The following is a 24,748-nucleotide window of genomic DNA, read 5'->3' as shown; positions in this document are numbered from 1 at the left end:
CGGGTGCCCGCGCCGGACCGTGCCCCGGAGCCCGTCCCGGACGCAGAGGACCCGCCTGCGCGGGGTGGCGCGGGCGGGTCCGGGGGCTCGGGAAGGCCGACGGGCGTCAGCCGGTGGTGCTGGAGCTGGTGGTGGCCGGGACCACGATGTGGTAGGTCCACCAGTCGAAGCGCATGCCGAAGGCGATGAACAGGCCGATGACGCCGAGCACCAGTCCGCCCCAGGCGACGGCCTTGACCCAGTTCGGGAGCGGGCGGACGGTGAGGTAGCGCCCGGAGAACAGCACCAGCCCGGCCACGACCAGGGCGATGGTGGCGACCAGGCCGTTGATCTCGGCGACCTTGTGCCAGGGGCCGGTGTAGCCCTCGGCCAGCTGGGTGGCGGTGCTCTTGCCGGTGGCACCGACCTGGGACTGGAGCTGGGCCTGCGCGAGCAGGATGTTGCCGAACCAGGTGCCGGTGACCGAGGCGAGGCCCAGGGCGGCCGCCGCTATGGACACGGCGCCGGCGGCGATCCCCTTGGAGACGCCGCCGGAGGCGAGGTCCTCGAGCTCGTCGTCGGAGAGGTCCTCCAGGTCCTTGTCCTCGGGGCTGAGGACGGTGTTGGGGCGGGGCGACCAGGTCTTGGACTCGGGCTCGGCGGCCTCCGTCTCCTTTTCCTTGTCGTCCTTGCTCAGGATCAGCGTCGCAGGGGACTCGACCGCAGGTGAGTCGTCCTCACGGGGGTCGGAGGGCTGCGGGATGTCGGTGGGCTTGGGAGTGGGCATGGCGGCACCCTAGTGATGTTTTGTGAAAACCGGATGAACCTTCCAAGGTTTCCTCATAGGCAAGGAACCGCTGGTCGGCACCGTGCGGCCGGGTCGGCGCAGGTCGGTACGGGTGCGCTCCTGTCCGGCTCCGCCAGCTATTCGGGTCATGTGTTGTACGAAATCGACCCCTGGTTGGTGGGGGTCGCCCTCGTAGGGTCGAAGGGTGGGCTGGTCCGCCTCCTCAGCGGCGGGCCGTTCCCGAGAGACTTGGAGTTTCCTGAGATGGTGGTTCTGCGATGACCGAGCAGGGTGTGGCGCGTCCGACCGGCCTGACCGGTGGCGACAGCCGGGGACGGGTCGCCGAGCTGCAGGCCATCCGGGAGCAGGTGCTGGCGGGGCCGAGCGAGCGGGCCACCGAGGCGCAGCACGCCAAGGGCAAGCTGACCGCCCGGGAGCGGATCGCACTGCTGCTGGACGACGGCTCCTTCAACGAGGTCGAGCCGCTGCGCCGGCACCGGGCCACCGGGTTCGGCCTGGAGGCGAAGAAGCCCTACAGCGACGGCGTGATCACCGGCTGGGGTTCGGTGCACGGCCGCCCGGTCTTCGTCTACGCCCATGACTTCCGGATCTTCGGTGGAGCGCTGGGCGAGGCCCATGCGCAGAAGATCCACAAGATCATGGACATGGCCATCGCCGCCGGCGCCCCGCTGGTCTCGCTGAACGACGGGGCCGGGGCGCGGATCCAGGAGGGCGTCACCGCGCTGGCCGGCTACGGCGGGATCTTCCAGCGCAACACCCGGGCCTCGGGAGTGATCCCGCAGATCAGCGTGATGCTCGGCCCGTGCGCCGGCGGCGCGGCCTACAGCCCGGCGCTGACGGACTTCGTGTTCATGGTCCGGGAGACCTCGCAGATGTTCATCACCGGCCCGGACGTGGTCCAGGCGGTGACCGGCGAGAAGATCACCCAGAACGGGCTGGGCGGCGCGGACGTGCACTCCGAGATCTCGGGTGTCTCGCACTTCGCCTACGACGACGAGCGCAGCTGCCTGGAGGAGGTCCGGTTCCTGCTGTCGATGCTGCCGCAGAACAACCGGGAGACCCCGCCGGTGGAGATCACCGAGGACCGGGCCGACCGGCGCTGCGAGGCGCTGCTGGACCTGGTCCCGGCTGACGGCAACCGTCCGTACGACATGCGCAAGGTGATCGAGGAGATCGCCGACGACGGCCAGTACATGGAGATCCACGAGCGCTGGGCCACCAATGTCATCGTGGCGCTGACCCGGATGGACGGCCAGGTGGTCGGGATCGTGGCGAACCAGCCGCAGTCCCTGGCCGGGGTGCTGGACATCCACGCGTCGGAGAAGGCCGCGCGCTTCGTGCAGATGTGCGACGCCTTCAACATCCCGCTGATCACGCTGCTGGACGTGCCGGGCTTCCTGCCCGGCGTCGACCAGGAGCACGGCGGCATCATCCGCCACGGCGCCAAGCTGCTGTACGCGTACTGCAACGCCACGGTGCCGCGGATCCAGCTGATCCTGCGCAAGGCCTACGGCGGCGCCTACATCGTGATGGACTCGCGCTCGGTCGGCGCGGACCTCTCCTACGCCTGGCCGACCAACGAGATCGCGGTCATGGGCGCGGAGGGCGCGGCCAACGTCATCTTCCGCCGCCAGATCGCCGAGGCCGACGACCCCGAGGCGATGCGCGCCCAGATGGTGAAGCAGTACAAGGACGAGCTGATGCACCCCTACTACGCCGCCGAGCGCGGTCTGGTGGACGACGTCATCGACCCGGCCGAGACCCGCCATGTGCTGATCCGCGCGCTGCACATGCTGCGCAGCAAGCACGCCGACCTTCCCGCCCGCAAGCACGGCAACCCGCCCCAGTAACCGGAGGCACCCGCCATGACCACCGTCCTCGAACCCGCCACCCTTCCGGCCACGACGCAGGCCGCCGCGCCGGTCGACCCGCTGGTGCGCGTCGTCAAGGGCACCCTCGCCGACGAGGAGCTCGCCGCGCTGACCGCGGTCCTGCTGGCCCGTGCCGCCGCCACCTCGTCCCGGTCCGCCGGGTCCGCCAAGGGCGCCGCGGGGAGCCGGACGCAGGCGCAGTGGCAGCGCCCCGAACGCCGTCCGAGCTACAACTCGCCGGTCAGCTGGCACCGCTGACGGTATCCCCGTCATCAGGTCACTAGGTGATCAGGTCACTGGGTGATCAGGTCACTGGGTCATCAGGTCGTCAGGTCATGACGGTGGGCGGAACCCCTCGGGGTCCCGCCCACCGTCATCTGCTTGCCGGGTGGTTCATCCGTCAGCAGGCGCCGTTGTCGGTCCAGACGCCGGCCGATCCGCCCGGGATGTCGCCGTAGGTCCACCACTTGGCGGTCCAGGAGTGGCCGTTGTAGGTGACCGTGTTGCCCTGGGTGTAGGTGGCGGTGGCGCTCCAAGCCGCTGCGGTGCAGCTGCCGCCGGTCGGTGCGGCGGTGGTCGGAGCGGCGGTCGTCGGTGCCGCCGTGGTGGGTGCGGCGGTTGTCGGCGTGCTGGTGGGGGGAGTCGCGCCGGCGAACTGCACGCTGTACTTGGTGAAGTCCCAGGCCCCCTGCGTCACGCTGCTGCAGGTGCCGGAGGTCTGGCCGTTGTTGTCGGCCGGGGTGCACTGGCGGTCCCGGTTCACCGACCAGTTGGTGTAGCGGGCCAGGCCGTTGCTGGTGGCGAAGTTCAGCACCGACTGGAAGTCGGACTGGTAGAAGTACTCGCCGCTGTCGCTGCGGCCGTTCATCATCGAGATGCCCTCGTGGGCGTACGCGGTGGCGGAGCTCCAGCCGAAGGTGCTCATCAGCAGGGAGTTGAACGCCTGCAGCGCCGAGATCTGCGAGGCCGCGCCGTTGAAGCCGCCGTCGAACGGCATGATGGAGAAGTTGTTCGGGGTGAAGCCGTCCGTCTTGGCCTGGTTGAGCATCTGGGTGCCGAACCAGCCGGTGCCCGCGGCGGTGCCGGCGGTGGTGATGGAGATGTACAGGCCCGGGTTGTTCTGCTGCAGGATCTGCGCGGCGCCGATCTCGTTGGCCACGGCGGCCGTGTTCTCGTACTCCGGCTCCTCCAGGTCGAAGTCCATGGCGTGCAGCCCGTACTTGGTGATGACCTGCTGGTACGCGGCGGCCGTCGCGGCCGGGGTGCCGCAGGTCTGGCCGAGCTTGGTGCCGCCGTAACCGCCGATGGAGACGGAGACGTCGCCGCCGGCGGCGCGGATGCTGCTGATCGTCGAGGCGACGGCGGTGTCGGAGGAGACCGGGGCGGTGCCGCCCCAGGTCGGGGTGCAGCCGCCGCCGCTGGGGGCGAGGATGAAGGCGAGCTGGAAGGCCTTGAGACCGGTCGCGTTCATCACGTCGACCGGGTTCGGCGGGTTGTTGTCCAGCGGCATCAGATAGGGCGCTGCGGCGTACCAGTTGCTGCTGAGCGCAGTCGTGGCGGCAGGGGTGACGCTCGCCTGGGCACTGCTGCCGCCGATCGCGACCATCGCGGTGGCGGCGAGCCCGGCCGCGGCGACCGCGGCGAGGACTCGGGAAGAGGATGTGCGGAACACCTGGGCTCCTCGTGGGGGAGAGGAAGGGAAGGTCTGTACCAGTGCCCACACTGCTGGAGATGTCCACCAGTCGTCAATAGGGTGGCCTAGACCTAGGACTAGACCAATGTTCCCTTAAGGCAGGGCGCCGACCTCGGCCTGCCGCCTCAACCCGCGAGCACCATGGCGACCGTCGTACCCCTGCGGAACGTCCCGTCGCGCAGGCCCGCGAAGACGCCGTGCAGCGCCTTGGCCTCGTAGCTGAGGTCCAGTGAGATCCCGTGCCTGGCACGGAAGTCATCGGCGAAGGCCCGCAGTTCCGGGGTGCTGCGGCCGTAGCCGCCGAAGGTGTGGCCGGTGTCGATCCGCCAGTTCCCGGTGTGCCGGCCGAAGGCCGCGAGCTGCAGTGCCGCCGTCTCCCCGGTCAGCGGTGCATGCCCCAACGCCGCATAGCCGATCGCCTGTTGATGTGGCGTCAGTCCGGCCGCCAGTCCGGCCAGGGTTCCGCCGGTGCCCACCGAGACGCAGACCAGCTCCGCCTCGGACTCCGCCAGTTCCCGCCCCAGCGGCAGGCAGCCGCGCACCCCGGCGGCGTTGCTGCCGCCCTCGGGGACCACCAGGGCCGGTCCGTGCCGGTCCTGCAGCTCCGCCAGCACCTCGGCGGACATCCGGCGCCGCCAGCGGGCCCGGTCCATGAAGTCCAGCTCCATGCCCCAGGCGGAGGCCTGGGCCAGCGACGGGTTGAGTGGCCGGTCGGCCAGCTCGTCCCCGCGCACCACTCCGATCGTGCGCAGCCCGGCCTCCTGTCCGGCCGCCGCGGTCGCCCGCAGGTGGTTGGAGTAGGCGCCGCCGAAGGTGAGCACGGCGTCCAGACCGGCCGCCCGGGCCTCGGCGAGGTTGGGCATGAGCTTGCGCCATTTGTTGCCGGGGACGGAGGGGTGCAGCAGGTCGTCGCGCTTCAGCAGCAGCCGCACCCCGGCGGCCGACAGCCGCTCGTCCGCGAGGGGCTGCAGCGGGGAGGGCGATCGTCCGGGGCCGGTGGGGTTGGTGGGACCGGTGGGGTTGGCAGGACCAGTGGGGCTGGTGGGACCGGCAGGACCAGTGGGGCTGATGGGGCCGGCAGGGCCGGTGGGGCTCACCCCAGCAGTCCGTAAGCCTGCGCGATCAGCTCGTAGGAGTGGTGCCGCGCCTCATGGCCGTGGATGTTGCTGGTGATCATCAGTTCGTCCGCCCCGGTGCGCTTGCGCAGCTCCAGGAGTCCGTCCCGGACCTGGTCCGGACCGCCCAGGACCACGTTCGACAGCCAGGCGTCGAGGAACTCGCGCTCGGCCGGGGCGTACGGGTGCGCCTCGGCCTCCTCGGGCGTCGGCACCAGCGCCGGCTGCCCGCGGCGCAGCCGCAGCATCGCCAGCGCGCCGGATCCGGCCAGCCGCCGTGCCTGCTCCTCGGTGTCCGCCGCCACGGCGCCCACCCCGATCAGGGTGTACGGCTCGGTCAGCACCTCGGAGGGCCGGAAGGAGTCGCGGTACAGCTCCAGCGCGGGGACGGTGTTCCCGGCGCTGAAGTGGTGCGCGAAGGCGAACGGCAGACCGAGCCGCCCGGCCAGCTGCGCGCTGAAGCCGGACGAGCCGAGGAGCCAGATCGGCGGGCGGCCCCCGCCCGGGGCGCTCGCCTCGCCGGGCACGGCGCGCAGCCGCTGGTACGGGTGGCCGGCCGGGAAGTCGGCGTCCAGGAACCGGGTCAGCTCGCTGAGCTGCAGCGGGAACTCGTCGGCGGTCTCGTCCAGCACCCCGCGCCGCAGCGCCCTGGCCGTCGCCGGGTCGGTGCCCGGCGCCCGGCCGAGGCCGAGGTCGATCCGCCCGGGGTGCAGCGCGTGCAGGGTGCCGAACTGCTCGGCGATCACCAGCGGCGCGTGGTTGGGCAGCATCACGCCACCGGAGCCCAGCCGGATGGTGCTGGTCGCGGCGGCCAGATGAGCCAGGAGCACGGCGGGCGCGGAGCTGGCGACGCCCGGCATGCCGTGGTGCTCGGCGACCCAGAAGCGGTGGAACCCCCAGTCCTCGGCCTTGCGGGCGAGCTCGGTGGTGGCGGCCAGCGCCTGGGTGGGGGTGTAGCCGTCGCCGACGGTGGCCAGGTCCAGAATCGACAGCGGGGTCTCGGCACGCCCGTGCGGTCGCCCGGGGATCTGAGCGGCGAGGGGGGCGACTGACGGCTCCGGCTGCTGACTCACTGCGGTGCTCCTACGGCTGCGGCGACGGCTATGGCTACGGCGGGTGTGGCGGTGTACGGCTGCGTTCCGTGGGCGGTCCGCCTGCTGACCTAGCCGGCGGACTGGCCGTGGACTGCCTCCGTAGGGGGCAACCCGTACCCCGCCGCCTCTGTTCCCGTACTGCTACAGACGCGGATGTTCAGCCGCCGCCCGAGCGGGGGATGCAGCCGCCATGGACGAGTGGCGCACCACCACCAGCCTTCCCGAGGACCTGTTGCTGCTCTGTGCCGACCCCGGCACCGGGCGGATCCGCCAGCCCGGCGAGTTCCGCTACGCCCTGGCCGGCGCGGCCCTCGCGGAGCTGCTGGCGGCGCAGGCGGCGGTGCTGGAGGGCAACGGCCGGCTGGTGCTGCTGCGCGGCGCTCCGCTGGGGCACCCGGGCCTGGACGCGGTGGCCGCAGCCCTGGCGGGCCCGGCCGCGCCCCCGCGCGGGGCACGACTGCGCACCTGCGTTAATCGGGCGGGACGGGTCCGGTCCAAGGTGTACCTGGAGGTCATGGCCAAGGCCGGGCTGGTGGACCGGCGCCGCCGTAAAGTACTCGGCCTGATCCCGTTCGACGAGTACACGGTGATCGACAGCAGCATCGCCGCCGCCCGAAGGGCACTGGTCGCCGACGCGGTCGACAACGGAAACGCCCCGGCCCGCTCGCTCCAGCTCGCGGCCTTGGCCCATGCCGGCGAGCTCACCGGCCGCCTCTACCCGGGCCCGGTCGCCAACCGCACCGCCCGCCGCCGCCTGGCCGACCTGGCCCGCCTCGACCCCGTCGCCTCCGCAGCCCACGCGGCAGTCCGAGCAGCGAAGAGCGCCCAGTCCTCCGGAGGCTGACCGGCCGGTCCCCGACCGTCGGCCACCCGGTGGTCCGAAGCACCCCCGCAGGTCAGGTAGTATTTCTGTCGTGCCCAGGCAAGAGCGCAAGCAACGGCCGCAGGCACTAGGCGCCGCTAGCTCAGTTGGTTAGAGCAGCTGACTCTTAATCAGCGGGTCCGGGGTTCGAGTCCCTGGCGGCGCACAACACACAGGATGCCCAAGCGGCATGCCTGACAAGGCGGTCGACCTCTCACGGGTCGGCCGCCTTTTTGCTTCGCCTGGTCTGTGATGGGTGCGAAGTGCGGCCCACGGTCAGGCCGTCTGAGGCAATCGTGCGCGCCAACCGAACCCGATCCGCGCACCCGTGCCGCCTTCCCCAGCACCTGTCCCCACTGGGATGACGCCCGCCGCCCAACTGCGCCGCTGCGGGCTCGATCCCGAAGCCCTCCGCAGGCGGACGCGCGGCCGAAGGTGCGCGGTCCACCGTGCTGCGGTGCTGGCCGGCAGGTACTCGGCGGCCAAAGCCTCGTAGCCCGGTGCCGTGCGGGAAAACATCAGCTGGCGGCTCATATGCGCCTTCGCGAGACCGCAGTGACGACAGATCAGCCGGCGGGGCACGAAGAACGCGCGGTGCTCTGGCTCGGGGCTGCCGACGACGGGTAGTACTTTCGCGCTTTGCAGGCATCGGGGACATACCACGCTGATGTCAGCCAGGAAGGGGAGCGTGCGGTGCGACCAGGGCTGCTTTCTCTGCCGCTGGGTTGTCGGTCCGGCCGGATAGTCTCCGCAGAGCCGTGCAGGAAGGGACAGGGGGAAGCGTTGTGGGTGCCAAGTCGGCGATGTTGGTCTTTTCCGAGGGGTGTGCTGCTGACCGCCTTCGGGCGGCGCGCGAATCGGACGAGGTTGCCGCTGCCGCGTTGGTCGCGCGGGTCCATCCGGGGTGCGGGGTGGAACCGGTGCCGGGCGTGTCGCTGTGGGAGGGCACGTATCCGCCGGACGGAACCTCGTACGCGGCGAGCTTCGATGGCGTGGAGGTCGTCTGCGACCGACGGCTCATGGGACATCGTCCGAGCCTGATGCCCTCGCATCTGCTCGCGGCGGGGCGCGGAGATCGTGTGTTCTTCCACGCGATGCACAGCGTCTCGGACGCTCTCACCTTCGCGGTCTGGGAGGGCGGTGTGCTGGTGCGTTCGCTCAGCCTGTCCTCGGACGGCGGAATCGCCGAGAACATTGGTGCCCCGTACGAGTTCGAGGCTTCGTTTTGGGCGGGTGAGCGTCCGGTCGGGTCCGTTTCGTGGTGGGGCGAGGACCAGCCGTCGTACCCGCTCGCGTTCCATCCGCTCGAATTGGGCGAGGAAGCACTCCGGGAGTTCGCTGGATTCGTGCTGGAGGGCCGACTCCACCCTGACGATGTCGACGCCGATGCCGTTCCGCTGCAAGGCTTCCACGTGACCGGCCCGAACGGTCCCGATCCCGCCCGGGTCAGAGCTGAGCTCGAACAGCGCGTAGCCACCATGCGCCTGCACCGCCACACGACTGTCCAGTTCGGAGCGAGCCGCGGTGAAAGCGGTGCGTGAAAGCGTGCGGCGGACTTCGAAAGGGGGACCGTTGTGAGCGTCACCGGGTTCTGGGTGGTCGGAGTGGTGCCAGATGCCGAGGTTGTGCGCCTGCAGCGGGAGTGCCCAGGAGCTGATTCCTTCGGGAGCCATGGTGTTGAGCGCGGAGGGGACCTGGCGTGGTGGAGAGATCGGGGCGAGCAGGAACCGTTCTTCGTCCCGGGACCGCACGGGCCTGTGCCCACGGAAAAGGCGCTGCGACTGCAGGAAGCCGTCGACTTGATGCGCCCGCCGGACGAGCGGCACGAAGCGATCGAGGAGCAGCTCCTGCAACTCGTCCCCCAACACGAAAGTACTGACCTCTTCTGCGCCTCCACACGCAAAGGCGACCCGTTCGCTGCGCTCATCTATGCCCTGGGCCCCGAGGCAACGTCTCAGCTCCCCGGCAGGGGCGGTGCCTTTCTGCTCGATGCCGTCGGCGCCCGCGCTGCCCTTCCGGGCACGGAAGCCACGCTCGGCCTTTCTCCGGAACGCCGGGTCCGCGTCGAGGCGCGTGTCCGGGAGTGGCTTGAGGGGATGACCGGCGGAGCCGCTCACGACCTCGATGACCTGGTGGACGGCCCGCTGCGGGTACTGCGCCGTGCCGTCGAGCACGGACGCGGTGTCGCCGGCATGACAATGTGGTGCTGACCGGACCACCACGCGTCGTTGTCAGCGGCCTGGTAGCCGGCTTTGGCTAGTCGGCTGTGCGTCCAGTCCTTGAGGAGGAGCCAGTCGGCGGGGCAGCCCCTGCTGGAAGGAGTTCGGTGACCGCGTGGGCCAGACGGGGGCGAAGGTAGTCGCCGTCTCGCTCGATGCCGAGGATGCCGGACATGAACTGCATCTCGAGTGCTTCCTCGGGGCGGGTCCAGTGGAACGGAACCTTGGCGACGTGGGAGGGGAAGGCGTTCTCCAGGTAGCGCTCGCCACAGCGCCAGCGGAAGGACTCCTTGGGCTGCGGTCCTGCCGGGGTCTGCGTGTGAGCGAAGAGAACCGTGATCCAGCCGGACACGTAGTCACCGCCGGACTGAGAGTCCCACTTGTAGAGGGAGCTCCAGAAGTCCTTGTCGACCGTGCCTCCGGCGGCGGTTGTCGCGATCTCGTCGAGTACCGGGCAGAGCGCGTCGAACCACGGACGCAGTCCGTCGAACCAGGACGCTAGCTCGCGGACCTGCTGGACCAGGAGCTTCCAGTCGTCGGCGGTGCCTTCCAAGCGGATGCGCGGGATCCCGCAAGAGGAGTGCCATGCGAAGCGGTAGTAGGGGCTGACCACGGACATGAGCGCGACGAGCGCGGAGGAGACGTCGTCGGGGGTGGTGGTACTGAAGCGGGGCAGGAACAGGTCGGTGACCTCGGCGCCCAGCTTCTCGCGGAGCGGTTCGAGGACTAGATGGATGGACCGGCTCCAGTCCGGCTCCGGGGCAAGCAGGCTGTCGTCGTGGATCTGGATGGTCTGGCGGCGGCCGGGCGTGTCGGTGAAGACGCCGGCGTAGTGGTCGGCGTTGAGCTGCACGTGCACGGCGACTTCGTGTATCACCGTGAACCACACCACGTCGGGCGAGAGGCTCAGCGGAAGGTGAGCGGCGAAGCTGAGGTGGACGGCGCGAAGCATCAGGCTCCAGGTCGGCTCGCTCGCGGGTGCGAACGGGCCTTGGTCGGGGCCGGACACCAGTGTGGCGATGCTGCGGTGGTGCAATCGCATCCGACGTCCCGAAACCGCTTGCAGGAAGGGTTCGTTGTCCACGGACCTCAAGGATTGGGCAAGCTGTCCGGCGCTCTCGTCATCGGGTACGGGGAGGTTGATGACCGCTGCTACTGGGCGGAGCGCGGTGGCGTTGGTCGGGTCGAGGTTCCACTGCTTCGGCAGCATTCCGCCGCAGACGGCGCAGCTGAAATCCTCGTCCTTGACCACGTTGTCCTGCCCGCATTCCGGGCAGCGGCGAAAGATGAATGCGTGCGTGAAGCTGTCGGGTCGCGCGATCCCGATCCGGTCCAAGGCAATCGCCAGGGCGGGCCAGGAATTGAGGTCCGGACAGTACCCGGTCGACTGGTTGCTGGCCTCACTCACCACCCAGCCGCCACCTGTTCGGCGGGCGAGAGCGATCTCTCCGGCCGCCAGAACGTCCGCACCGCGGGCGCATGCCACATGCTCACTACGGCGCGGCGCCAGTCGCAGCGTGCCCGCCAGGGCCACGACGTAGGTGAACGGCTCGTCCAACTCGGCTGGGCTCAGCGTCGCCGCCCAACGGTCCAGGTCGTCAGGGGTTCGGATGCAACACCCAGTGGCCCCGGCGTTCGCGGCCTCCGCCGCCAGGTCCGGCGGCCCGACGTAGCTGAACGACGGCAGCATTCCAGTCATCCCGACAAGCTAGAGCTCATGCGAGTGGAAAGTCACGGGAGAAACCGGCTGGTCATGCGTGGAAAGGCGCCGTGGGTGCCAGCAGATCAAACAGCACACCGAGTTGTGCCCCCGTGCGTCAGCGACCCGGCACATCCCAGTACGGCCGCCGGAGGCCGTGCTGGCGAAGTTCACCGGGTGGGGCGCGCGACGCTCCATGCGGTTTCGGTTGCTGTGGAGCTTCCCGAGTCTGTGATCCGCAAGGTTGCGGGCCGCGCTGCCAGCGAGCACGGGGATATCCGCTGGCCGTAGGCCCTGCATGCGGATTACGGTGAGCAGCCGACCGACTTGAATGTGTGGGAAGCGCGGAGAGTGCGATGACTGGGACAGTGACCACGACGACGTTGTGGCGTCCGACCGGCCCCGAGGAACTTGCCCTGGTCGAAGCGTCTGGTTGGTGTGCTTGGCCGCCGCGGTTGCCTGAGCAGCCGATCTTCTATCCGGTCATGAACGAGGATTACGCGATCCGGATTGCCCGGGACTGGAACGTGCCTGCCTCCGGCGTCGGCTATGTGACCCGCTTCGAGGTGGACTCCGGGTTCCTCGAGCGCTACCCGGTCCAGCAGGCCGGCGGGCAGACGATCACGGAACTGTGGATTCCGGCCGAGGAATTGGATCAGTTCAACCGGCACATCGTGGGTCTGATCGAGGTCGTCCACGAGTTTCGACCGCAGCTGTGAGCGTGGACGCTACGCCAGCACTACTGCTTGCGCTGCAGCGGAGCAGCACGTCCATGCTGCTGGCACAGGCGGCTGCGCGGCGGTGCTTGGACGTCGTAGTGCTGGACAGCCCTGGGGTCGTCGAGACGATGGCGGGTCGTCATGTGCATTGGTACGGCGGACCGCTCGCAGCAGACCGGATCATCGGCCGTCTCGGCTTGGCGTTGCTGGAGCCGGGCGACGACTGGCTCGTCGGACTGTCCCAGGAGTTCACCGGTCGCCGCATCGAGCTGACCACGCTTTCGCAGGCATGGGCGGTGACTCGTCCGGTCTTCGTGAAGCCGCCCAGCGACAAGCAGTTCCCCGCTGCGGTGTACGCCGATGGGAACCGCCTGCCTCGGGAGGGTGAGCGCATCGGCCCCGACACTGCGGTCCTCGTCTCGGACGTAGTGACCTTCTCTGCCGAGTACCGGCTGTTCGTGCTCGACGGGCAGATCGTCACTGGCAGCCGCTACGCCCGCTACGGGCACCTTGACACCGCCCCACTGGACGGCGACCGGAATGAGAGCGAGGTTCGGGCCTTCGCGCGGGAGTTGATGGAAGCCGGACGCGACTCGCTGCCCAGCGCGGTGGCCGTCGACGTCGGCCTTATCCAAGACCCCGACTCCGGACGCGAGCGGTGGGCGGTCGTCGAGGCCAACATGCCATGGTTCGCCCACAGTTACGCAGGCATTCCTGACGCGGTCCTGGATGTGGTTCTGCGCGCTTCCGGACCGCAGAGCGTGGTCGCTGCCTCCGATCGGCGGTTCGTCAGGGGGTCGTCATCGCCACCGTCTGGGCCTGAGACGGTCGTCTGTCCTGCACGGAAGGCATTCAACGGCACTGGGAGGCGACTCCTGGCCCAATTAGCACCTTCTGCAAACCAGCTCTAAATCAGCGGGTCCGGGGTTCGAGTCCCTGGCGGCGCACCAGTTTCAAGTAGCTTTGTCGGGTCTGGTGCGGGGTTGAGGTGAGGGCTTGGTGGGGTGACCGGCGCTTCTGTTCGGGGGCGAGGTCAAGCGCACCACGGGCAGTCGGGCCGACGCGGGACAATGCGCTCACTGAAGGACATGGGTCCGTAGTTGAGCTCCAGCCATCGGTTGCAGATCGCAGTTCCCATTCCGATCAGGAATCTAATGGCCTCCCAGGAAATCATATTGCCGATGATTCCGGACTGGGCGCCAAGGATTCCCGCGTGTCGGCTTTTCGGGATGAGTGGAACGGCTCGGTCGCGTCCGTGCTCGTGTGCAACCTCTGTGCGCAAGCAGTGCCAGCAGGCGGTGACGCCGGGAATGACCAGGAGGCCCACTATCCCTACGTGGTAGGAATAACCGCCCCCGATGATGTGCGGAGTGCGGGGCCAGCATGCCTCCGTCATGATCTCCGCCATTTCGGTGACGCTCGGCTGGTCTGCACAGCTGATCACGAGATCAGCTGCCGCGACCAGGTCGGTGATGTCGGACGCGAATTCCACCTTGCGCTTCTCGGGCACGACGGAGACGTACGGGTTGATCCGCGACAGGCGGGCCGCCAGGGCATCGGCCTTGCCGCTGCCTATGTCGTCGACCGAGTACATGAGTTGACGGGTGAGGTTGCTCTCCTCGACGACGTCGTCGTCGCAGAGGATGACGGTGCCCACACCCGAGGCGGCGAGTGACGAGGCCACAACGCTGCCCAGACCCCCGATCCCGCACACCAGCACCCTGGCCGAGGTGAGGCGCCGTTGAGCAGCCAAGCCCTCTTCGTAGTCCAGGAGATCCGAGTCGCAGAAGTCTTGGAAGAGCCGGATCTGCCGGTCGTACCGGGAAAGATGATCAGGAGTGACTGTCGCATTCGCGTCGACCGATCCGGCGACCTTGCTCAGAAGCCGCTCTTCGCGCAGGGTGACCAAGGCGCTGCACACATCATGAGCCAGCTCTTCCGAGTCGGCGCACAGGCACGCGAGGAGTTCGGATACGGTGTGCCGCCCGTCCAGAAGCGGGATCATCCGGAAAACAGTCTCGGACGCGGAAAAACGTTGGACACGGCGGTCAGAGGTTGAGATGAAGGAAAGTTCCCCTCCGTCCTGCTCGACCACCAGGCTGTCCCTGAGCCGAGGGCGCCAGGACAGTATGTCGACCTCGTCCATAAGGCGGTGAACTTCCTCTCGAAAGGTGTGCGCGGGAAGTGGGAGCGGCTCCCGGGAGCCGCTCCCACCGAAGTCTCGCTGCAGCGGATTCCGTTGCAGGCAATGTCAGTTGCTGTCACCCTGACTGCAGCTGACCGTACCCACGTCGAGTGCCTGGTCGCTGATCTTCACCAGCGACGCCTTGCCTGCAGCACAGAAGACGTCAGGCTTCGCTGTGCTCGCGAAGGCGGAGCCCGCGCCTCCTGCCAGGATGGCCACGGCGACTGCCGCCACACCCATGCTCTTGACCGAACGCTCCATATCTCTTCCTCTCCATTGTTTCCCGGCGACCTTGACCGGACTGGTCGGCTCAACAATTGGTACGACCGGTCTGAAGACTTCGCCTACATTCGCGGAGCATCCAGGCCGGCGACTCTCCTGGGGAAGTACGTCTCCAGCTTTTCGCCGGACTGGTGCAGCTGCCGGATGAACGCACGGGCTCCCTCGACCGCAGCTGGGGCGGTGAAGAGAGTGGCACCCTCGGGGGTCCCGTCCCGGGTGTAGTGGACGTCGTACGCCGCGTCGCTGCCGAGCACGACCAGATCAGGTTGCAAGCCCGATTCCTCGAAGGCCCGGATCTGATCGCCGGTGACCACGGCCACGTCCTCGCCGCACTGGTCCTTGGCCTGCAGGACGTGAAGTTCCCACTGCACATAGGGGGTGATCGGCTCTTCGACCACGCGTACACGGTGGTGGCCGAAACCGGCCTCGCGGATCCTGGTGAGATGCCGCTCGAACTCGGGGCGCAGCTCGTCGATCAACCTCAGGGCGCCGTCCCAGTCGCCGCTGCGGAACGCCTCCCAGCTCGCGAATCCGGGTTCCTGATAGTTCTGAAGACGTTCCAGTTTCCAGAATCCCTCGTGGTCGATTCGCCAGAACCTCTCGTTGAAGTCGGCGAGGTACGACGGGCCGTCGAGGTGTATGCCCAGGGTTCGTCCGAGGATTTCACGCATGGGAGACGGCCGCCTTTCGCTCCGCTGGACCGGGAGGGTGGCCGGTGGCCCTACTCGGCGCTTGCTCACCCCATTCGTGTAGGGAGATCCCTTCATAGGTAACCCCCTTGAGATTGCCATCACAGCCTGCACCCCTTGGCAGGGTCGAGTCAAGGAGGCTGGGAATTTCGGAACTTGACGTAACGTCAGGTACCGAGATGAGCCGGTTCGTCGATTCTGACGGCTGATGGGTGATTTGCCGAAGTAGATGTCAGAGGCATGCGAACAGACAGTGAGAAGTACACGGACTGAGTTACCGTAGGGCAGGCCGATGTCCTATGGAGCTGGGAAGCGACTCGGCACGGTGACAGCCTCGCGGTGTGAATTTGACTGTCGTGGAATGTTCCGCCGACCTGCCCTCGACCCCGCACCTGACGAGGCGATCGTCGGACCAGGACGTCATGCCTGGGTGGGGTGCGCGGGTTGGTCGGTGTAGGAGTGGCCGGTGGGGGCGGTCCAGGTGACGTTGCCGGTGTCGGGCTGGTAGCCGATGTGCCAGCTGGCGCGGTGAGGTGGTGTCGGCGGCAGAGGGGGATGAGGTTGTCGGGCGTGGTCAGCCCGCCGCTGTGCGGCTTGGTGTGGTTGAAGGGGACTGCGTGGTCCAGGTCGCAGCGTCGGGAGGGGCGGGTGCAGCCGGGGAAGCGGCAGTGGGGGTCGCGGGCGATCACGTGGCGGGTGACCTCGGCGGTGGGGCGGTAGGTGGTGGGGTCGGTTTTGAGGATCTGTCCGGTGGTGGGGTGGGTGAGTAGGCGGCGCCAGATGCTGCCGGGGCGGGTGGCGAGGGTGCGGGCCTGGGTCGGGGTGATGGGGCCGTGGCCCTGGAGGTCGGCGGGTTCTTCGGCGGTGCCGATCAGGGTGTCGTAGGGGATGGTCACGATGATGGTCGGGGCAGGGGCGGTTGAGGTTGTCCCCGTTTTGGAGACAAGTTCGACCAGGGCGTCGGCGCAGCGTTGGGGCAGGGTGCGGCCGTCCGCATCGAGGGTGTGGGCGTGGGCGGTGACGGCGGCGTCGACCAGGGCGGCGTCGCCTGCCGTCAGCAGGGCGCCGTACCAGGCCATGCCCTCGGGGTACGCCTGAAGGGTGGTGCGCCGGTCCTCCTTGGCGCGGGTGTGGCGCTGCTCGGCGCCGGCCGGGTCGGCTTTGATCACCGCGCGGCTGATGGCCTTACGGGCCGCGCCCACCGTCTGGGTCGGGAGCTTGGGCAGGACCAGGGCCTCCACGCGCGTGGCGGTCTCGTCGTCGAGGGCGGCGGTGTGTTCCAGCAGGGCCTTGAGGTGCATGATCTGCACCTGTCCGCCCGCCAGCAGCCCCAGCGCGGCCGGGAAGCGGGCGGTGAGCTGCTGGGCCTCGACCAGCCGCCCCCGGGCGGTGTCCGGGGAGATCCGCAGCGCACAGGCCACCTGCTCCTGCGTCTCCAGGAAATCCCCCAACGCATCCGGATGCCCGGGGATGCAGGTCAGCGGCTGCTCCTGCAGTCCGGCCAGCATGGCGATCTGCACCGCCTCCAGCCAGCACCGCGCCCGCGCCACCGCCACCAGCGCATCGATCCGCCCCGCCGCCGAGAGTGCCGCGCCCTCCAGATCGGCGATCCCGGCCACACTCACCGCCCCCGGCACCGCCCGCGCCAACCCCGCCGCCCGCGCATCCCCGTCCTCCAACCAGCCCACCACAACCACCCCCTCCAGGTACTCCGTACACCCCTGATTCTATCGTGACCCACCGTCAAAACTCTTACTGAAAGAGCCTCTGAGCTGCATGAACAGGTGCGAATCGAACTCCTGCGCGCCCCCAGTTAGGGTGTGTCGGCATGCGGGTGGAGGAAGAAGGGGGAACCGGGAGCCTCTGGCTTCCAGCCCTGGGCGAGGGCTTGGCGGATGTTCCCCGCCACTTGGGCGGGTCTGATGGGAGCGGACGTCAGGTTGAACCAGTTGCCGGGGTGGGCCCGTCCTGTTTCCACGACGAGCGTGGTTCCAGGGTTTGTCTCGTGCTCGACTGCGTAGCTCTGCTGTCCCCAGCCGTTGCTCTGGCTGTAGGTGGGCCTCCTGCGCACCCGCCACCGGTAGGCGACGTCGTCCACGACGATGCGTCGGGATCCCCTTCCGGTCAGTGTCACGGTTGGTCCGCCGTGACGTGGATGTCCTCGATGGCGGGCAGGTGCAGTGGTGGCTCGTCGGTGACCCAGGCGTACTCGAGGCCGGACAGGACGGCGCCGTCATCGACCCACACCAGCAGTTCGCCGATGTACTCCCCGGACGGGTCCAGGACTTGGGCGTCGACGGGTACCAGTCGGGCAGGGAGCGATGCCCGCAATACCGGCTCGCGGACGCGCAGGTCGATGCTGGGTGACCCGGCCACCCAGATGGCCACGACCTCGACGTGGTCGAGTTGGGCACGTAGCGCGGATGCGCCGTCGAAGTCGACGGACAGGATGAGTTCCAGCACGGCACGTTCCGAGACGTTCAGCGGGCGCGGGGTGATCGGGATCGGGGTCATGGCCTCATCATGCACGGCCACGGATCGGCCCCACGGTTCCCAGTTCGCCGGTGGGGGTGGCCCGGCGTGTGCGGGGGCGGGGCGCGCAGTGCGGGACTGCTTCCGTCGATGCTCACAGGTACCGCTAAGATCCGCTGCGGCACCGGTGTCGGACGCCGGAAGAGCGGCTACCGTCCCGCTCCGACATCAGGTGTTCCTGACGCTCTCCCACCTATTTGGAAGTGGATGCGCATGCGCCGAAGGGTGCGTTTCATGCGGGCTCCGTTCATACCGCTCATTGCGGCTGCGGTCGGTCTGGCCTCGTTCGTCGTGGTGCCGGCAGCGCGGGCCGCTTCGCCGGGAACCCCTGGGCTGCTGGCCGGTGCGGTCTCTGCTGCTTCGGATACGCAGACCACTGCCACCGAGAACCCGGACGGAACCGACCTCTACCAGGCGACATCCGCAGGTACCGAGGGAAATCAGGGCGAGGTTCCGGCGTGGTCTCCTGACGGCCAGTGGATCGCCTACCAATTCGCATCCGGGGGGATCGAGGCCAGCCACCCCGACGGCACGGACCGGCACGGCGTCTCCGAGGACATGGCCGCCGGACCTGTTTACTCCCGGGACGGCACCGCGATCATCTTCGGTTGCGGGGTGCCGACACAGGGTCAGTACCTGTGCTCCACACCGGCATCCTGGAATCTGGATGCCGAGCACGGGATTGAGAATGTGACCCCTTGGTTCGGGGCCACCACCGGGGCGGACGACAGCCTGCCCACGGTGTCTGCCACTACGGGAACGGTGTACTTCCAGCACGGCAGTCGGACGGCCAGCGCCATCTGGACCGACCACGGCACCCACACACCCGGTCCGCTCATCGCCGACGCGGGCCAGCCGGACATATCGCCCGACGGATCGACGCTGCTCTTCGTCCGCAAGGTCAGCGGCTACGACCAGGTCTTCTCCCAGTCCGCTACGGGCGGGGGCGTCGCAGTACAGCTGACCTCGGGCGCTGCTGACCACGAGGTCCCGAAGTGGACTCCGGACGGGCTCGGGCTCGACTACAACCTCGGAGCCCAGACAGTGGCTACGGTGCCGATCGGACACCATCTGGTCCTGGCCACCGGGGCGGACTCGGTCGTCCCGAACGGGCTCTTCGACGTGGTCCAGCAGCCTGTCGGAGCGACCGTCCCGGCCCCCTTCCCGCCGTCACCGGCGGACACTCCTGGTGCGGCTTCGACCTTCCACCCGCTCAACCCCACCCGGGTCCTGGACACCCGCGCCGGTATAGGTACCGGCAAGCCGCGGTCCCCGCTGGCTGCCAAGGCCACCTATGGCCTCCTGCCGTCGGCACTGCCGGTGCCCGCGACCGCGACTGCCGTCGTCCTGAACGTCACGGTCACGCAGCCCAAGGCAGCGGGCTTTCTCAGCGTGTATCCGGGCAACATGAGCCGGCCGACGTCATCGAGCCTCAACTGGACCGCCGGTGAGACGATTCCGAACCAGGTGGTCGTGCCGACTGCGCCGAACGGTGGGATCGACTTCTACAACGGAAGCATCGGCACGACCCATGTCGTCGCCGACGTGTCCGGGTATTTCACTGCCGACACGACCGGAGGCACCTACACGGCGACGAACCCGGTGCGGCTCCTCGACACCCGGATCGCCGTCGGCGTGAGCGGCAGGACTGCGGTCGCCCCGCACGGAACGGTCCGGCTGCAGGTCGCGGGTAAGGGCACGGTGCCGTCCAGCGGTGCCACCGCGGTGGTGCTGAACCTCACGGTCACAGCACCGCGGAGCGGGGGCTTCCTTTCCGTCTACCCGGACGGAGGCAAGCTGCCGACGGCATCCGCGCTGAACTGGAGCACCGGCGAGACCATCGCCAATCACGTGACAGTCCCGGTCGGAGCCGACGGCGAGGTCGACCTCTACAACGGCAGCCCCGGCAGCGTCCACATCGTGGCCGACCTTTACGGGTACTACAGCTCCAGCCCAGCCGCCTCGGCGTTCCACGCCATCGGCCCGGTCCGCTTGCTCGACACCCGGCAGACGCAGACCGCGGTCGCGGCGCACGGGAAGGTGGTGCTGGACACGGAGATCGGCTTGGTGCCCAGCGGCGCCACGGCGGTCGTGCTCAACGTGACGGTGACCGACACCCGTAGTGGCGGGTACCTGACTGTCTTCCCCTACGGAGTGGCCCAGCCCAACACGTCGAATCTCGACTGGACCGCAGGCGAGACGATCCCGAACCTGGTGACCGTCCGAGTCGTCGGTGGATACGTGACCTTCACCAACACCGGTAGCGGCACGGTCGATGTGATCGTGGACCTGCTGGGTTACTACCACGCCTGAACGGCCCTTTGAACGGCCCCCGGCGCTACTCCCCGGTGGTGCCGTCCAGGGCTTCGCGGAGGAGGTCTGCGTGGCCGGTGTGGCGGGCGTACTCCTCGATCACGTGCGCCAGGACGAAGCGGACGTCGGTGTCGCCGAACTCCGGGTTGGGCACGATGCGCCCGGGGTCGGCGGTCACGTCCGTGAAGAACTGGCGGGACTCGTCGCAGGCCTTCAGGTAGTCCGCGTAGACCTCGGTGGCCGGGGTGGGGTCGGATTCGTCGTACCACTCCTCGCCCTCGGGGGTGAGGTAGGTGCGGTAGGGGAAGAAGTGCGGCGTCGTGCCGGCCAGGGCCCGCTGGAACCAGGCGCGTTCGACCCCCTGCAGATGGCGCATCAGGCCCAGCAGGGTCAGTGTCGACGTCGGGACGGCACGTTGCCGCAACTGGGCGTCGGAGAGGCCCTGGCACTTCCAGAGGAAGGTCGCCCGGTGGTAGTCGAGGTTCGAGGCGATCACGTCCAACCAGGGGCCTGACAGCACGCGTTCGGGCCGAACGGCCTTCTCCACCACGATGTCGTTCACGGTGTCGTCCATGGCGTCGATCCTCTCTCCGGGTTGCCGGCTTGCATCATATGCAGGAGGTCGGTCATGGCTGCCGACCTGCTGCGGCCGGATTGTCAGTGCCGGGTTCTAGGGTTCTGGCAACAGCAGCGAGGCGGACGGGCGCCGTACCCGGACCGATCCTGTGTCTGCTTCCTGTGCCTGCTCCCCGCGCCTGCCACCGAAGGAGGGTCAGCCATGACCGCTGCCGTTGATTCCACCGAGTCGACCACCTACCTGGAGCTTTCCGAGGATGGGGGAGGAGCGCACAAGTTCTACGAGGTGCGGCAGTCGGGCCTGGACGTGACGATCTCCTTCGGTCGGATCGGCGAGCCGGGGCAGACCCGTTCGGCCTCCTACGCCACGGTCGACAAGGCGACTGCCGCCGCTGCGCGCAAGGTCGGCGAGAAGGTGCGGAAGGGGTACGCGCCTGCCGTGCGCGGGGTTCGGCAGCGGCGGGCGGTGACCCGGCGCGAGATGGTGAGCAGCCGGTCGATGGCCCGTCAGGCCCCGGTGCTGTGGCGGTTCTCGTCGGGCGCTCCGGCCTTCGGCGTCTTCGTGGGGGAGGAGCACGCCTGGGTCGGCAACCAGCGCGGCGACGTCTTCACGCTGACCCACGACGGGGCGGTGACCGGGCGGTTCGGGCTGCCGGACGGCGTCAAGTGCATCGTCGCCGACGACTTCTGGATCTATGCCGGCTGTGACGACGGTCGGGTCTACGACCTGGGCGGCAAGGTGCCGCATGTGGCCTACGAGATAGCCGAGGACGTCGACATCTACTGGCTGGACATCCACGACGGGGTGCTGGGGGTCTCCGACCGGCAGGGCGGGGTCACCACGGTCGACCACGAGGACGAGTTCCAGTGGCGACGCGGCGGACGCGGCAGCCATGCCTGGATGGTGCGCTGCGACGACTCGGGCGTCTACCACGGGGACTCGCACGGGGTGACCAAGTACGGTGCGCGGGACGGCGTCCAGGCGTGGCAGGTCGCGACCGAGGGCGGGGTGCTCTTCGGCTGGCAGGAGCCGACCGAGGTGTTCGCCGGCACCAGCCGTGGCTGGGTGTACCGGCTGGCCAAGGCGGACGGCAGCGAACGTGCCCGCTACCGCTGCGATGCCGCGGTCTTCTCCTGCGCCACCTCGCCGGACGGGCAGTACGTCTTCGCCGGGGACAACCACTCCTCGGTCTACTGCTTCGCGGCGGACGGCACCCGCCTGTGGAAGCTCGGTACCGGCTGCGGCTCCGCGTACTCGATGCAGTTCCGTGACGGTCGGCTCTACATCGTCACCACGGACGGATCGCTGGCCTGCATCGACGCCAGCGAGAACGCGGTACGGGAGGCGGAGGGCGGCAGGCTCCCGCAGACCACGGACATCAAGGCGACCGGGTGGGAGCGGGTGCTGCCCTCACCCGAGCTGGAGACCACGGTGGCCGGCCCGTCCGGGGTGGCCGACGGGGTGGTCGTGGAGTGCGTCCAGGAGGGTGGCCGGACCCGGATACGCGTCGTCTCGCCCGGCTTCGACCCGACCTGGCGGGTGCAGTTCCCCAAGGACATCCGCGTCCCGGGTGCCAGGTACGTGGTCACCGAGGTACGCGCCTCCGTCCAGGGCTCCTTCTACCGAACCCGGGGGGAGATCAAGCGTCTGCTCTGATCCGGTGGGCTTTGGATCGGGCGGAGTCCGGGGCAACCTTTCCGGGGCTGCGGACCACTGACAGGTCGACAGCGCCGGGCGACCCGAATCCTTCTGTCGGGTGCAGGCGACGCGGCCTCGTTCCACCACGGGACGGGGCCCCGAGGCTTAGGAACTCCGCTTGTCCTCCCGTGAAACCGAAACCGAGACCGCGACCGAAACCCGGAGGTACCGCTCCGGTCGGTCCGTGCACCGCCGTTCCAGGCTCAATCGGCGGGTAGCCCTGGGGGTAGGCGGGCTGATGGTGGCCTCCGGGCTGGCCGCGATCCCGCTCGCGCTGAACGCCAGCGCTGCGACGACCGCGACGGTCACGGTGGCGGCCGGCAGTTCGTTGGGCACTGTCCCGGCCACCGCCTTCGGCCTCAACACCGCCGTGTTCGACCAGTACCTGACCGACAGCAGCGCCACCACCCTGATGAAGGCTGCCGGCGTCACCCAACTGCGCTACCCCGGCGGCAGTTACTCGGACATGTACCACTGGAAGACCAACACCGTCGACGGCAGCGGCTATGTCGCGCCCAACACCGACTTCGACCACTTCATGGCCACCGCGAAGAGCGTAGGCGCCGATCCGATGGTGATCGCGAACTACGGGGACGGCACCGCGGCGGAGGCGGCGGCCTGGGTCAGCTACGCCAATGTCACCAAGGGCTACGGCGTCAAGCACTGGGAGATCGGGAACGAGGTCTACGGCAACGGGCACTACGGCTCCGCCTGGGAGAACGACACCCATGCCGACAAGAGCCCCACCGCCTACGCCAATGCCGTGGTCGCCTATGCCAAGGCCATGAAGGCGGTGGATCCCACCGTCAAGATCGGGGCGGTGCTGACCACTCCGGGCAACTGGCCGGACGGGATCGTCGCCTCCGGTGACAGCGCCGACTGGAACAACACCGTGCTCTCCATCGCCGGCGGTTCCATCGACTTCGTCTCCCTGCACTGGTACCCGACCGCGAGCAGTACCGCCGCGCTGCTGCAGACGCCGACCGCCATCGCCGGTGCCACCAGTACCGTCAAGGCCCTGATCGCCAAGTACACCAGCAGGAGCGTGGCGGTCTCGGTGACCGAGACCGACGGGCTCAACTCGCCGGCGCGCACCAGCCAGGCTGCGGCGCTGTTCGCGCCGGACACCTACATGACCTGGCTGGAGCAGGGGATCAACGCCGTCGACTGGTGGGACCTGCACAACGGCGCCGGTGCGGTGACCACGGTGGACGGTCAGACCGACTACAAGGACGAAGGCGTCCTGTCCAACGGCTCCTGCGGCTCAGGAGGCGTCTGCGAACCCGCGCACGAGACGCCCTTCCCCACCTACTTCGGCCTGAAGTCCCTGACCGCGCTGGCCTCCCCGGGTGACACCATGGTCAAGGCGAGTTCGACCAGCACCCTGGTCGGGGTGCACGCGGTGAAGGCCGCGGACGGCGGGCTGAACGTCATGCTGATCAACAAGTCCCCGGACACCGCGGCCGCCGTCGGACTGGCCTACACCGGCTACACCCCGGCCTCGGGCGGCGTCACCACCGTCACCTACCTGAAGAACGGCACCGCGCTCACGACTGCCGTCCAGGGGACGGCAACGCTGCAGACGCTGCCGGCGTACTCGATCACCACGCTGAAGCTGGCCCCGTCCAGCGGGACCGCGGCCTCAGCCTCTGCCTCAGCCTCTGCCTCGGCCTCCGCCTCGGCGACCCCCACGGCGACGGCCAAGGCTTCCGCAACGGCCACCGCCACTACCGCTGCCACCTGCAAGGTCGCGTACACCACCAACGACTGGGGCAGTGGGTTCACCGCCTCGGTCACCGTCACCAACACCGGTACCAGTGTGCTCAACGGATGGAAGGTCAGTTACACCTACACGGGCAACCAGACCCTGAGCGGCACCGGCTGGAACGGCACCTGGTCGCAGAGCGGCAGGGCCGTCACCATCGCCAACGCCGGCTGGAACGGATCGCTCGCGGTCGGCGGCAGCGCCACCGCCGGTGCCAACTTCGGCTACAGCGGCAGCAATGCTGCACCGACGGCCTTCACGGTGAACGGAACTGCCTGCAGCACTGTGTGAAGGCTGGTCAGGCAGTTTGTTGGAGCGAGCCTGCGGTGATGACGCCGTTCTGCACCGTGTAGGTGCCGGCGTAGTCGGCGGTGGAGCCGTCGTTGTGGACGGCGTGCAGGTGGACGTCGGCAGTGTCGCCGCTCTCGCTGTCGATGGTGATGGTGTCGTTGCTGGTGGTGGCGAAGCCGTTGGCGAAGGAGGAGTAGCTGCCGCCGAGGTTCTTGCCGCCCAGGTTCCACGCCGTGCGGTAGTCGTGGGCGTTGATCGCGGCGTAGTAGGCCCTGACCGTGGCGCCGGGGCCCGGGGTCGGCTTGGCCGAGGACGGCGCCGCGGTGGTCGGCGGGGGCGTGGGCGTGGGGCTGGGGC

At 68.9% G+C, this 24,748-nt stretch carries 22 protein-coding genes and 1 tRNA gene; 11 read left to right on the top strand and 12 right to left on the bottom strand.

The window, feature by feature from the left end; genetic code table 11:
- Positions 1-106 precede the first annotated feature (106 nt).
- Positions 107-766 carry a hypothetical protein gene (locus IF29_RS0127685; RefSeq protein ID WP_051726092.1) on the bottom strand — a complete coding sequence of 220 codons (660 nt, stop codon included), beginning with the start codon at positions 764-766 and terminating at the stop codon, positions 107-109.
- Positions 767-1,044: 278 nt separating this feature from the next.
- On the opposite strand from IF29_RS0127685, the gene IF29_RS0127680 reads away from it, so the two are divergent.
- Both IF29_RS0127680 and IF29_RS0127675 read left to right on the top strand, forming a co-directional pair.
- A complete protein-coding gene (locus tag IF29_RS0127680; RefSeq protein ID WP_030260396.1) occupies positions 1,045-2,637 on the top strand; it encodes an acyl-CoA carboxylase subunit beta in 1,593 nt (530 codons plus the stop codon).
- Between the two features lie 15 nt (positions 2,638-2,652).
- Positions 2,653-2,916 carry an acyl-CoA carboxylase epsilon subunit gene (locus tag IF29_RS0127675; RefSeq protein ID WP_051726091.1) on the top strand — a complete coding sequence of 88 codons (264 nt, stop codon included), beginning with the start codon at positions 2,653-2,655 and terminating at the stop codon, positions 2,914-2,916.
- Positions 2,917-3,058: 142 nt separating this feature from the next.
- Here the strand turns inward: IF29_RS0127675 and IF29_RS0127670 are convergent, their stop codons facing one another.
- The 3 genes from IF29_RS0127670 to IF29_RS0127660 form a co-directional block, all read right to left on the bottom strand.
- Positions 3,059-4,264: a carbohydrate-binding protein gene (locus tag IF29_RS0127670; RefSeq protein ID WP_084715109.1), complete on the bottom strand. Its 1,206-nt coding sequence runs from the start codon at positions 4,262-4,264 to the stop codon at positions 3,059-3,061.
- Positions 4,265-4,476: 212 nt separating this feature from the next.
- Entirely contained in the window at positions 4,477-5,448 is a 972-nt protein-coding gene (locus IF29_RS0127665; protein WP_269665025.1) for a 1-aminocyclopropane-1-carboxylate deaminase/D-cysteine desulfhydrase, read from the bottom strand.
- Positions 5,445-6,539: an LLM class flavin-dependent oxidoreductase gene (locus IF29_RS0127660; protein ID WP_051726090.1), complete on the bottom strand. Its 1,095-nt coding sequence runs from the start codon at positions 6,537-6,539 to the stop codon at positions 5,445-5,447. Before IF29_RS0127660 ends, IF29_RS0127665 begins: the two co-directional genes overlap by 4 nt.
- A 211-nt stretch (positions 6,540-6,750) precedes the next feature.
- On the opposite strand from IF29_RS0127660, the gene IF29_RS0127655 reads away from it, so the two are divergent.
- From IF29_RS0127655 to IF29_RS0127640, 4 genes are all read left to right on the top strand, one after another.
- Positions 6,751-7,404 carry a GOLPH3/VPS74 family protein gene (locus IF29_RS0127655; RefSeq protein WP_030260385.1) on the top strand — a complete coding sequence of 218 codons (654 nt, stop codon included), beginning with the start codon at positions 6,751-6,753 and terminating at the stop codon, positions 7,402-7,404.
- Positions 7,405-7,514: 110 nt separating this feature from the next.
- Positions 7,515-7,588, top strand: a tRNA-Lys gene (locus tag IF29_RS0127650).
- A 619-nt stretch (positions 7,589-8,207) separates the two neighbouring features.
- Entirely contained in the window at positions 8,208-8,963 is a 756-nt protein-coding gene (locus tag IF29_RS0127645; protein ID WP_051726089.1) for a DUF6928 family protein, read from the top strand.
- Positions 8,964-9,179: 216 nt separating this feature from the next.
- On the top strand, positions 9,180-9,632 hold the full coding sequence (locus IF29_RS0127640) for a hypothetical protein (RefSeq protein WP_030260382.1): 453 nt from the start codon (positions 9,180-9,182) through the stop codon (positions 9,630-9,632).
- Between the two features lie 46 nt (positions 9,633-9,678).
- On the opposite strand, the gene IF29_RS48820 is transcribed toward IF29_RS0127640, so the two are convergent.
- Positions 9,679-11,340 (bottom strand): DUF4419 domain-containing protein, encoded by a 1,662-nt coding sequence (locus IF29_RS48820; RefSeq protein WP_198037576.1) that lies wholly within the window; start codon positions 11,338-11,340, stop codon positions 9,679-9,681.
- A 356-nt stretch (positions 11,341-11,696) separates the two neighbouring features.
- On the opposite strand from IF29_RS48820, the gene IF29_RS0127625 reads away from it, so the two are divergent.
- Positions 11,697-12,059 (top strand): hypothetical protein, encoded by a 363-nt coding sequence (locus IF29_RS0127625; RefSeq protein WP_030260380.1) that lies wholly within the window; start codon positions 11,697-11,699, stop codon positions 12,057-12,059.
- A gap of 53 nt (positions 12,060-12,112) precedes the next feature.
- On the top strand, positions 12,113-12,970 hold the full coding sequence (locus IF29_RS0127620) for an ATP-grasp domain-containing protein (protein WP_063757623.1): 858 nt from the start codon (positions 12,113-12,115) through the stop codon (positions 12,968-12,970).
- A gap of 122 nt (positions 12,971-13,092) precedes the next feature.
- Here the strand turns inward: IF29_RS0127620 and IF29_RS43900 are convergent, their stop codons facing one another.
- The 5 genes from IF29_RS43900 to IF29_RS43895 form a co-directional block, all read right to left on the bottom strand.
- Positions 13,093-14,205 (bottom strand): HesA/MoeB/ThiF family protein, encoded by a 1,113-nt coding sequence (locus IF29_RS43900; protein ID WP_051726088.1) that lies wholly within the window; start codon positions 14,203-14,205, stop codon positions 13,093-13,095.
- Between the two features lie 105 nt (positions 14,206-14,310).
- Positions 14,311-14,505, bottom strand: a complete 195-nt coding sequence (locus IF29_RS0127610) for a hypothetical protein (RefSeq protein WP_030260372.1) — start codon at positions 14,503-14,505, stop codon at positions 14,311-14,313.
- An 83-nt stretch (positions 14,506-14,588) separates the two neighbouring features.
- Positions 14,589-15,266, bottom strand: coding sequence for a DUF6879 family protein (locus IF29_RS0127605; RefSeq protein WP_232242520.1), 678 nt, complete (start codon positions 15,264-15,266; stop codon positions 14,589-14,591).
- Between the two features lie 116 nt (positions 15,267-15,382).
- Positions 15,383-16,903 carry an HNH endonuclease signature motif containing protein gene (locus tag IF29_RS42410; protein ID WP_157623957.1) on the bottom strand — a complete coding sequence of 507 codons (1,521 nt, stop codon included), beginning with the start codon at positions 16,901-16,903 and terminating at the stop codon, positions 15,383-15,385.
- A gap of 442 nt (positions 16,904-17,345) precedes the next feature.
- Positions 17,346-17,729, bottom strand: a complete 384-nt coding sequence (locus tag IF29_RS43895) for a hypothetical protein (RefSeq protein WP_051726086.1) — start codon at positions 17,727-17,729, stop codon at positions 17,346-17,348.
- 252 nt (positions 17,730-17,981) lie between these two features.
- Here IF29_RS43895 and IF29_RS42400 point away from each other — a divergent pair, with 252 nt between their 5' ends.
- A complete protein-coding gene (locus tag IF29_RS42400) occupies positions 17,982-20,060 on the top strand; it encodes a TolB family protein (RefSeq protein ID WP_198037575.1) in 2,079 nt (692 codons plus the stop codon).
- 25 nt (positions 20,061-20,085) lie between these two features.
- Here the strand turns inward: IF29_RS42400 and IF29_RS0127585 are convergent, their stop codons facing one another.
- Positions 20,086-20,634, bottom strand: a complete 549-nt coding sequence (locus tag IF29_RS0127585; RefSeq protein WP_232242518.1) for a DinB family protein — start codon at positions 20,632-20,634, stop codon at positions 20,086-20,088.
- A gap of 204 nt (positions 20,635-20,838) precedes the next feature.
- Here IF29_RS0127585 and IF29_RS0127580 point away from each other — a divergent pair, with 204 nt between their 5' ends.
- Together IF29_RS0127580 and IF29_RS47945 are read left to right on the top strand one after the other, a co-directional pair.
- Positions 20,839-22,293, top strand: a complete 1,455-nt coding sequence (locus IF29_RS0127580; protein ID WP_030260362.1) for a WGR domain-containing protein — start codon at positions 20,839-20,841, stop codon at positions 22,291-22,293.
- A 280-nt stretch (positions 22,294-22,573) separates the two neighbouring features.
- A complete protein-coding gene (locus IF29_RS47945; protein WP_051726085.1) occupies positions 22,574-24,391 on the top strand; it encodes a cellulose binding domain-containing protein in 1,818 nt (605 codons plus the stop codon).
- Between the two features lie 7 nt (positions 24,392-24,398).
- Here the strand turns inward: IF29_RS47945 and IF29_RS47010 are convergent.
- On the bottom strand, positions 24,399-24,748 hold a 350-nt coding region (locus IF29_RS47010; protein WP_030260357.1), incomplete at its 5' end, for a hypothetical protein.

Source organism: Streptacidiphilus jeojiense, from assembly GCF_000719095.1.
In the GTDB taxonomy this organism is placed as follows: domain Bacteria; phylum Actinomycetota; class Actinomycetes; order Streptomycetales; family Streptomycetaceae; genus Streptacidiphilus; species Streptacidiphilus jeojiensis.
This window is presented reverse-complemented; position numbering and strand designations above follow the sequence as displayed.

Coding starts and splice junctions, on each gene's coding strand:
- IF29_RS0127685 (WP_051726092.1), bottom strand. CDS start 766: ATGCCCACTCCCAAGCCCACCGACATCCCGCAGCCCTCCGACCCCCGT.
- IF29_RS0127680 (WP_030260396.1), top strand. CDS start 1,045: ATGACCGAGCAGGGTGTGGCGCGTCCGACCGGCCTGACCGGTGGCGAC.
- IF29_RS0127675 (WP_051726091.1), top strand. CDS start 2,653: ATGACCACCGTCCTCGAACCCGCCACCCTTCCGGCCACGACGCAGGCC.
- IF29_RS0127670 (WP_084715109.1), bottom strand. CDS start 4,264: ATGGTCGCGATCGGCGGCAGCAGTGCCCAGGCGAGCGTCACCCCTGCC.
- IF29_RS0127655 (WP_030260385.1), top strand. CDS start 6,751: ATGGACGAGTGGCGCACCACCACCAGCCTTCCCGAGGACCTGTTGCTG.
- IF29_RS48820 (WP_198037576.1), bottom strand. CDS start 11,340: ATGACTGGAATGCTGCCGTCGTTCAGCTACGTCGGGCCGCCGGACCTG.
- IF29_RS0127625 (WP_030260380.1), top strand. CDS start 11,697: ATGACTGGGACAGTGACCACGACGACGTTGTGGCGTCCGACCGGCCCC.
- IF29_RS0127620 (WP_063757623.1), top strand. CDS start 12,113: ATGCTGCTGGCACAGGCGGCTGCGCGGCGGTGCTTGGACGTCGTAGTG.
- IF29_RS43900 (WP_051726088.1), bottom strand. CDS start 14,205: ATGGACGAGGTCGACATACTGTCCTGGCGCCCTCGGCTCAGGGACAGC.
- IF29_RS0127610 (WP_030260372.1), bottom strand. CDS start 14,505: ATGGAGCGTTCGGTCAAGAGCATGGGTGTGGCGGCAGTCGCCGTGGCC.
- IF29_RS43895 (WP_051726086.1), bottom strand. CDS start 17,729: ATGACCCCGATCCCGATCACCCCGCGCCCGCTGAACGTCTCGGAACGT.
- IF29_RS42400 (WP_198037575.1), top strand. CDS start 17,982: ATGCGGGCTCCGTTCATACCGCTCATTGCGGCTGCGGTCGGTCTGGCC.
- IF29_RS0127585 (WP_232242518.1), bottom strand. CDS start 20,634: ATGGACGACACCGTGAACGACATCGTGGTGGAGAAGGCCGTTCGGCCC.
- IF29_RS0127580 (WP_030260362.1), top strand. CDS start 20,839: ATGACCGCTGCCGTTGATTCCACCGAGTCGACCACCTACCTGGAGCTT.
- IF29_RS47945 (WP_051726085.1), top strand. CDS start 22,574: ATGGTGGCCTCCGGGCTGGCCGCGATCCCGCTCGCGCTGAACGCCAGC.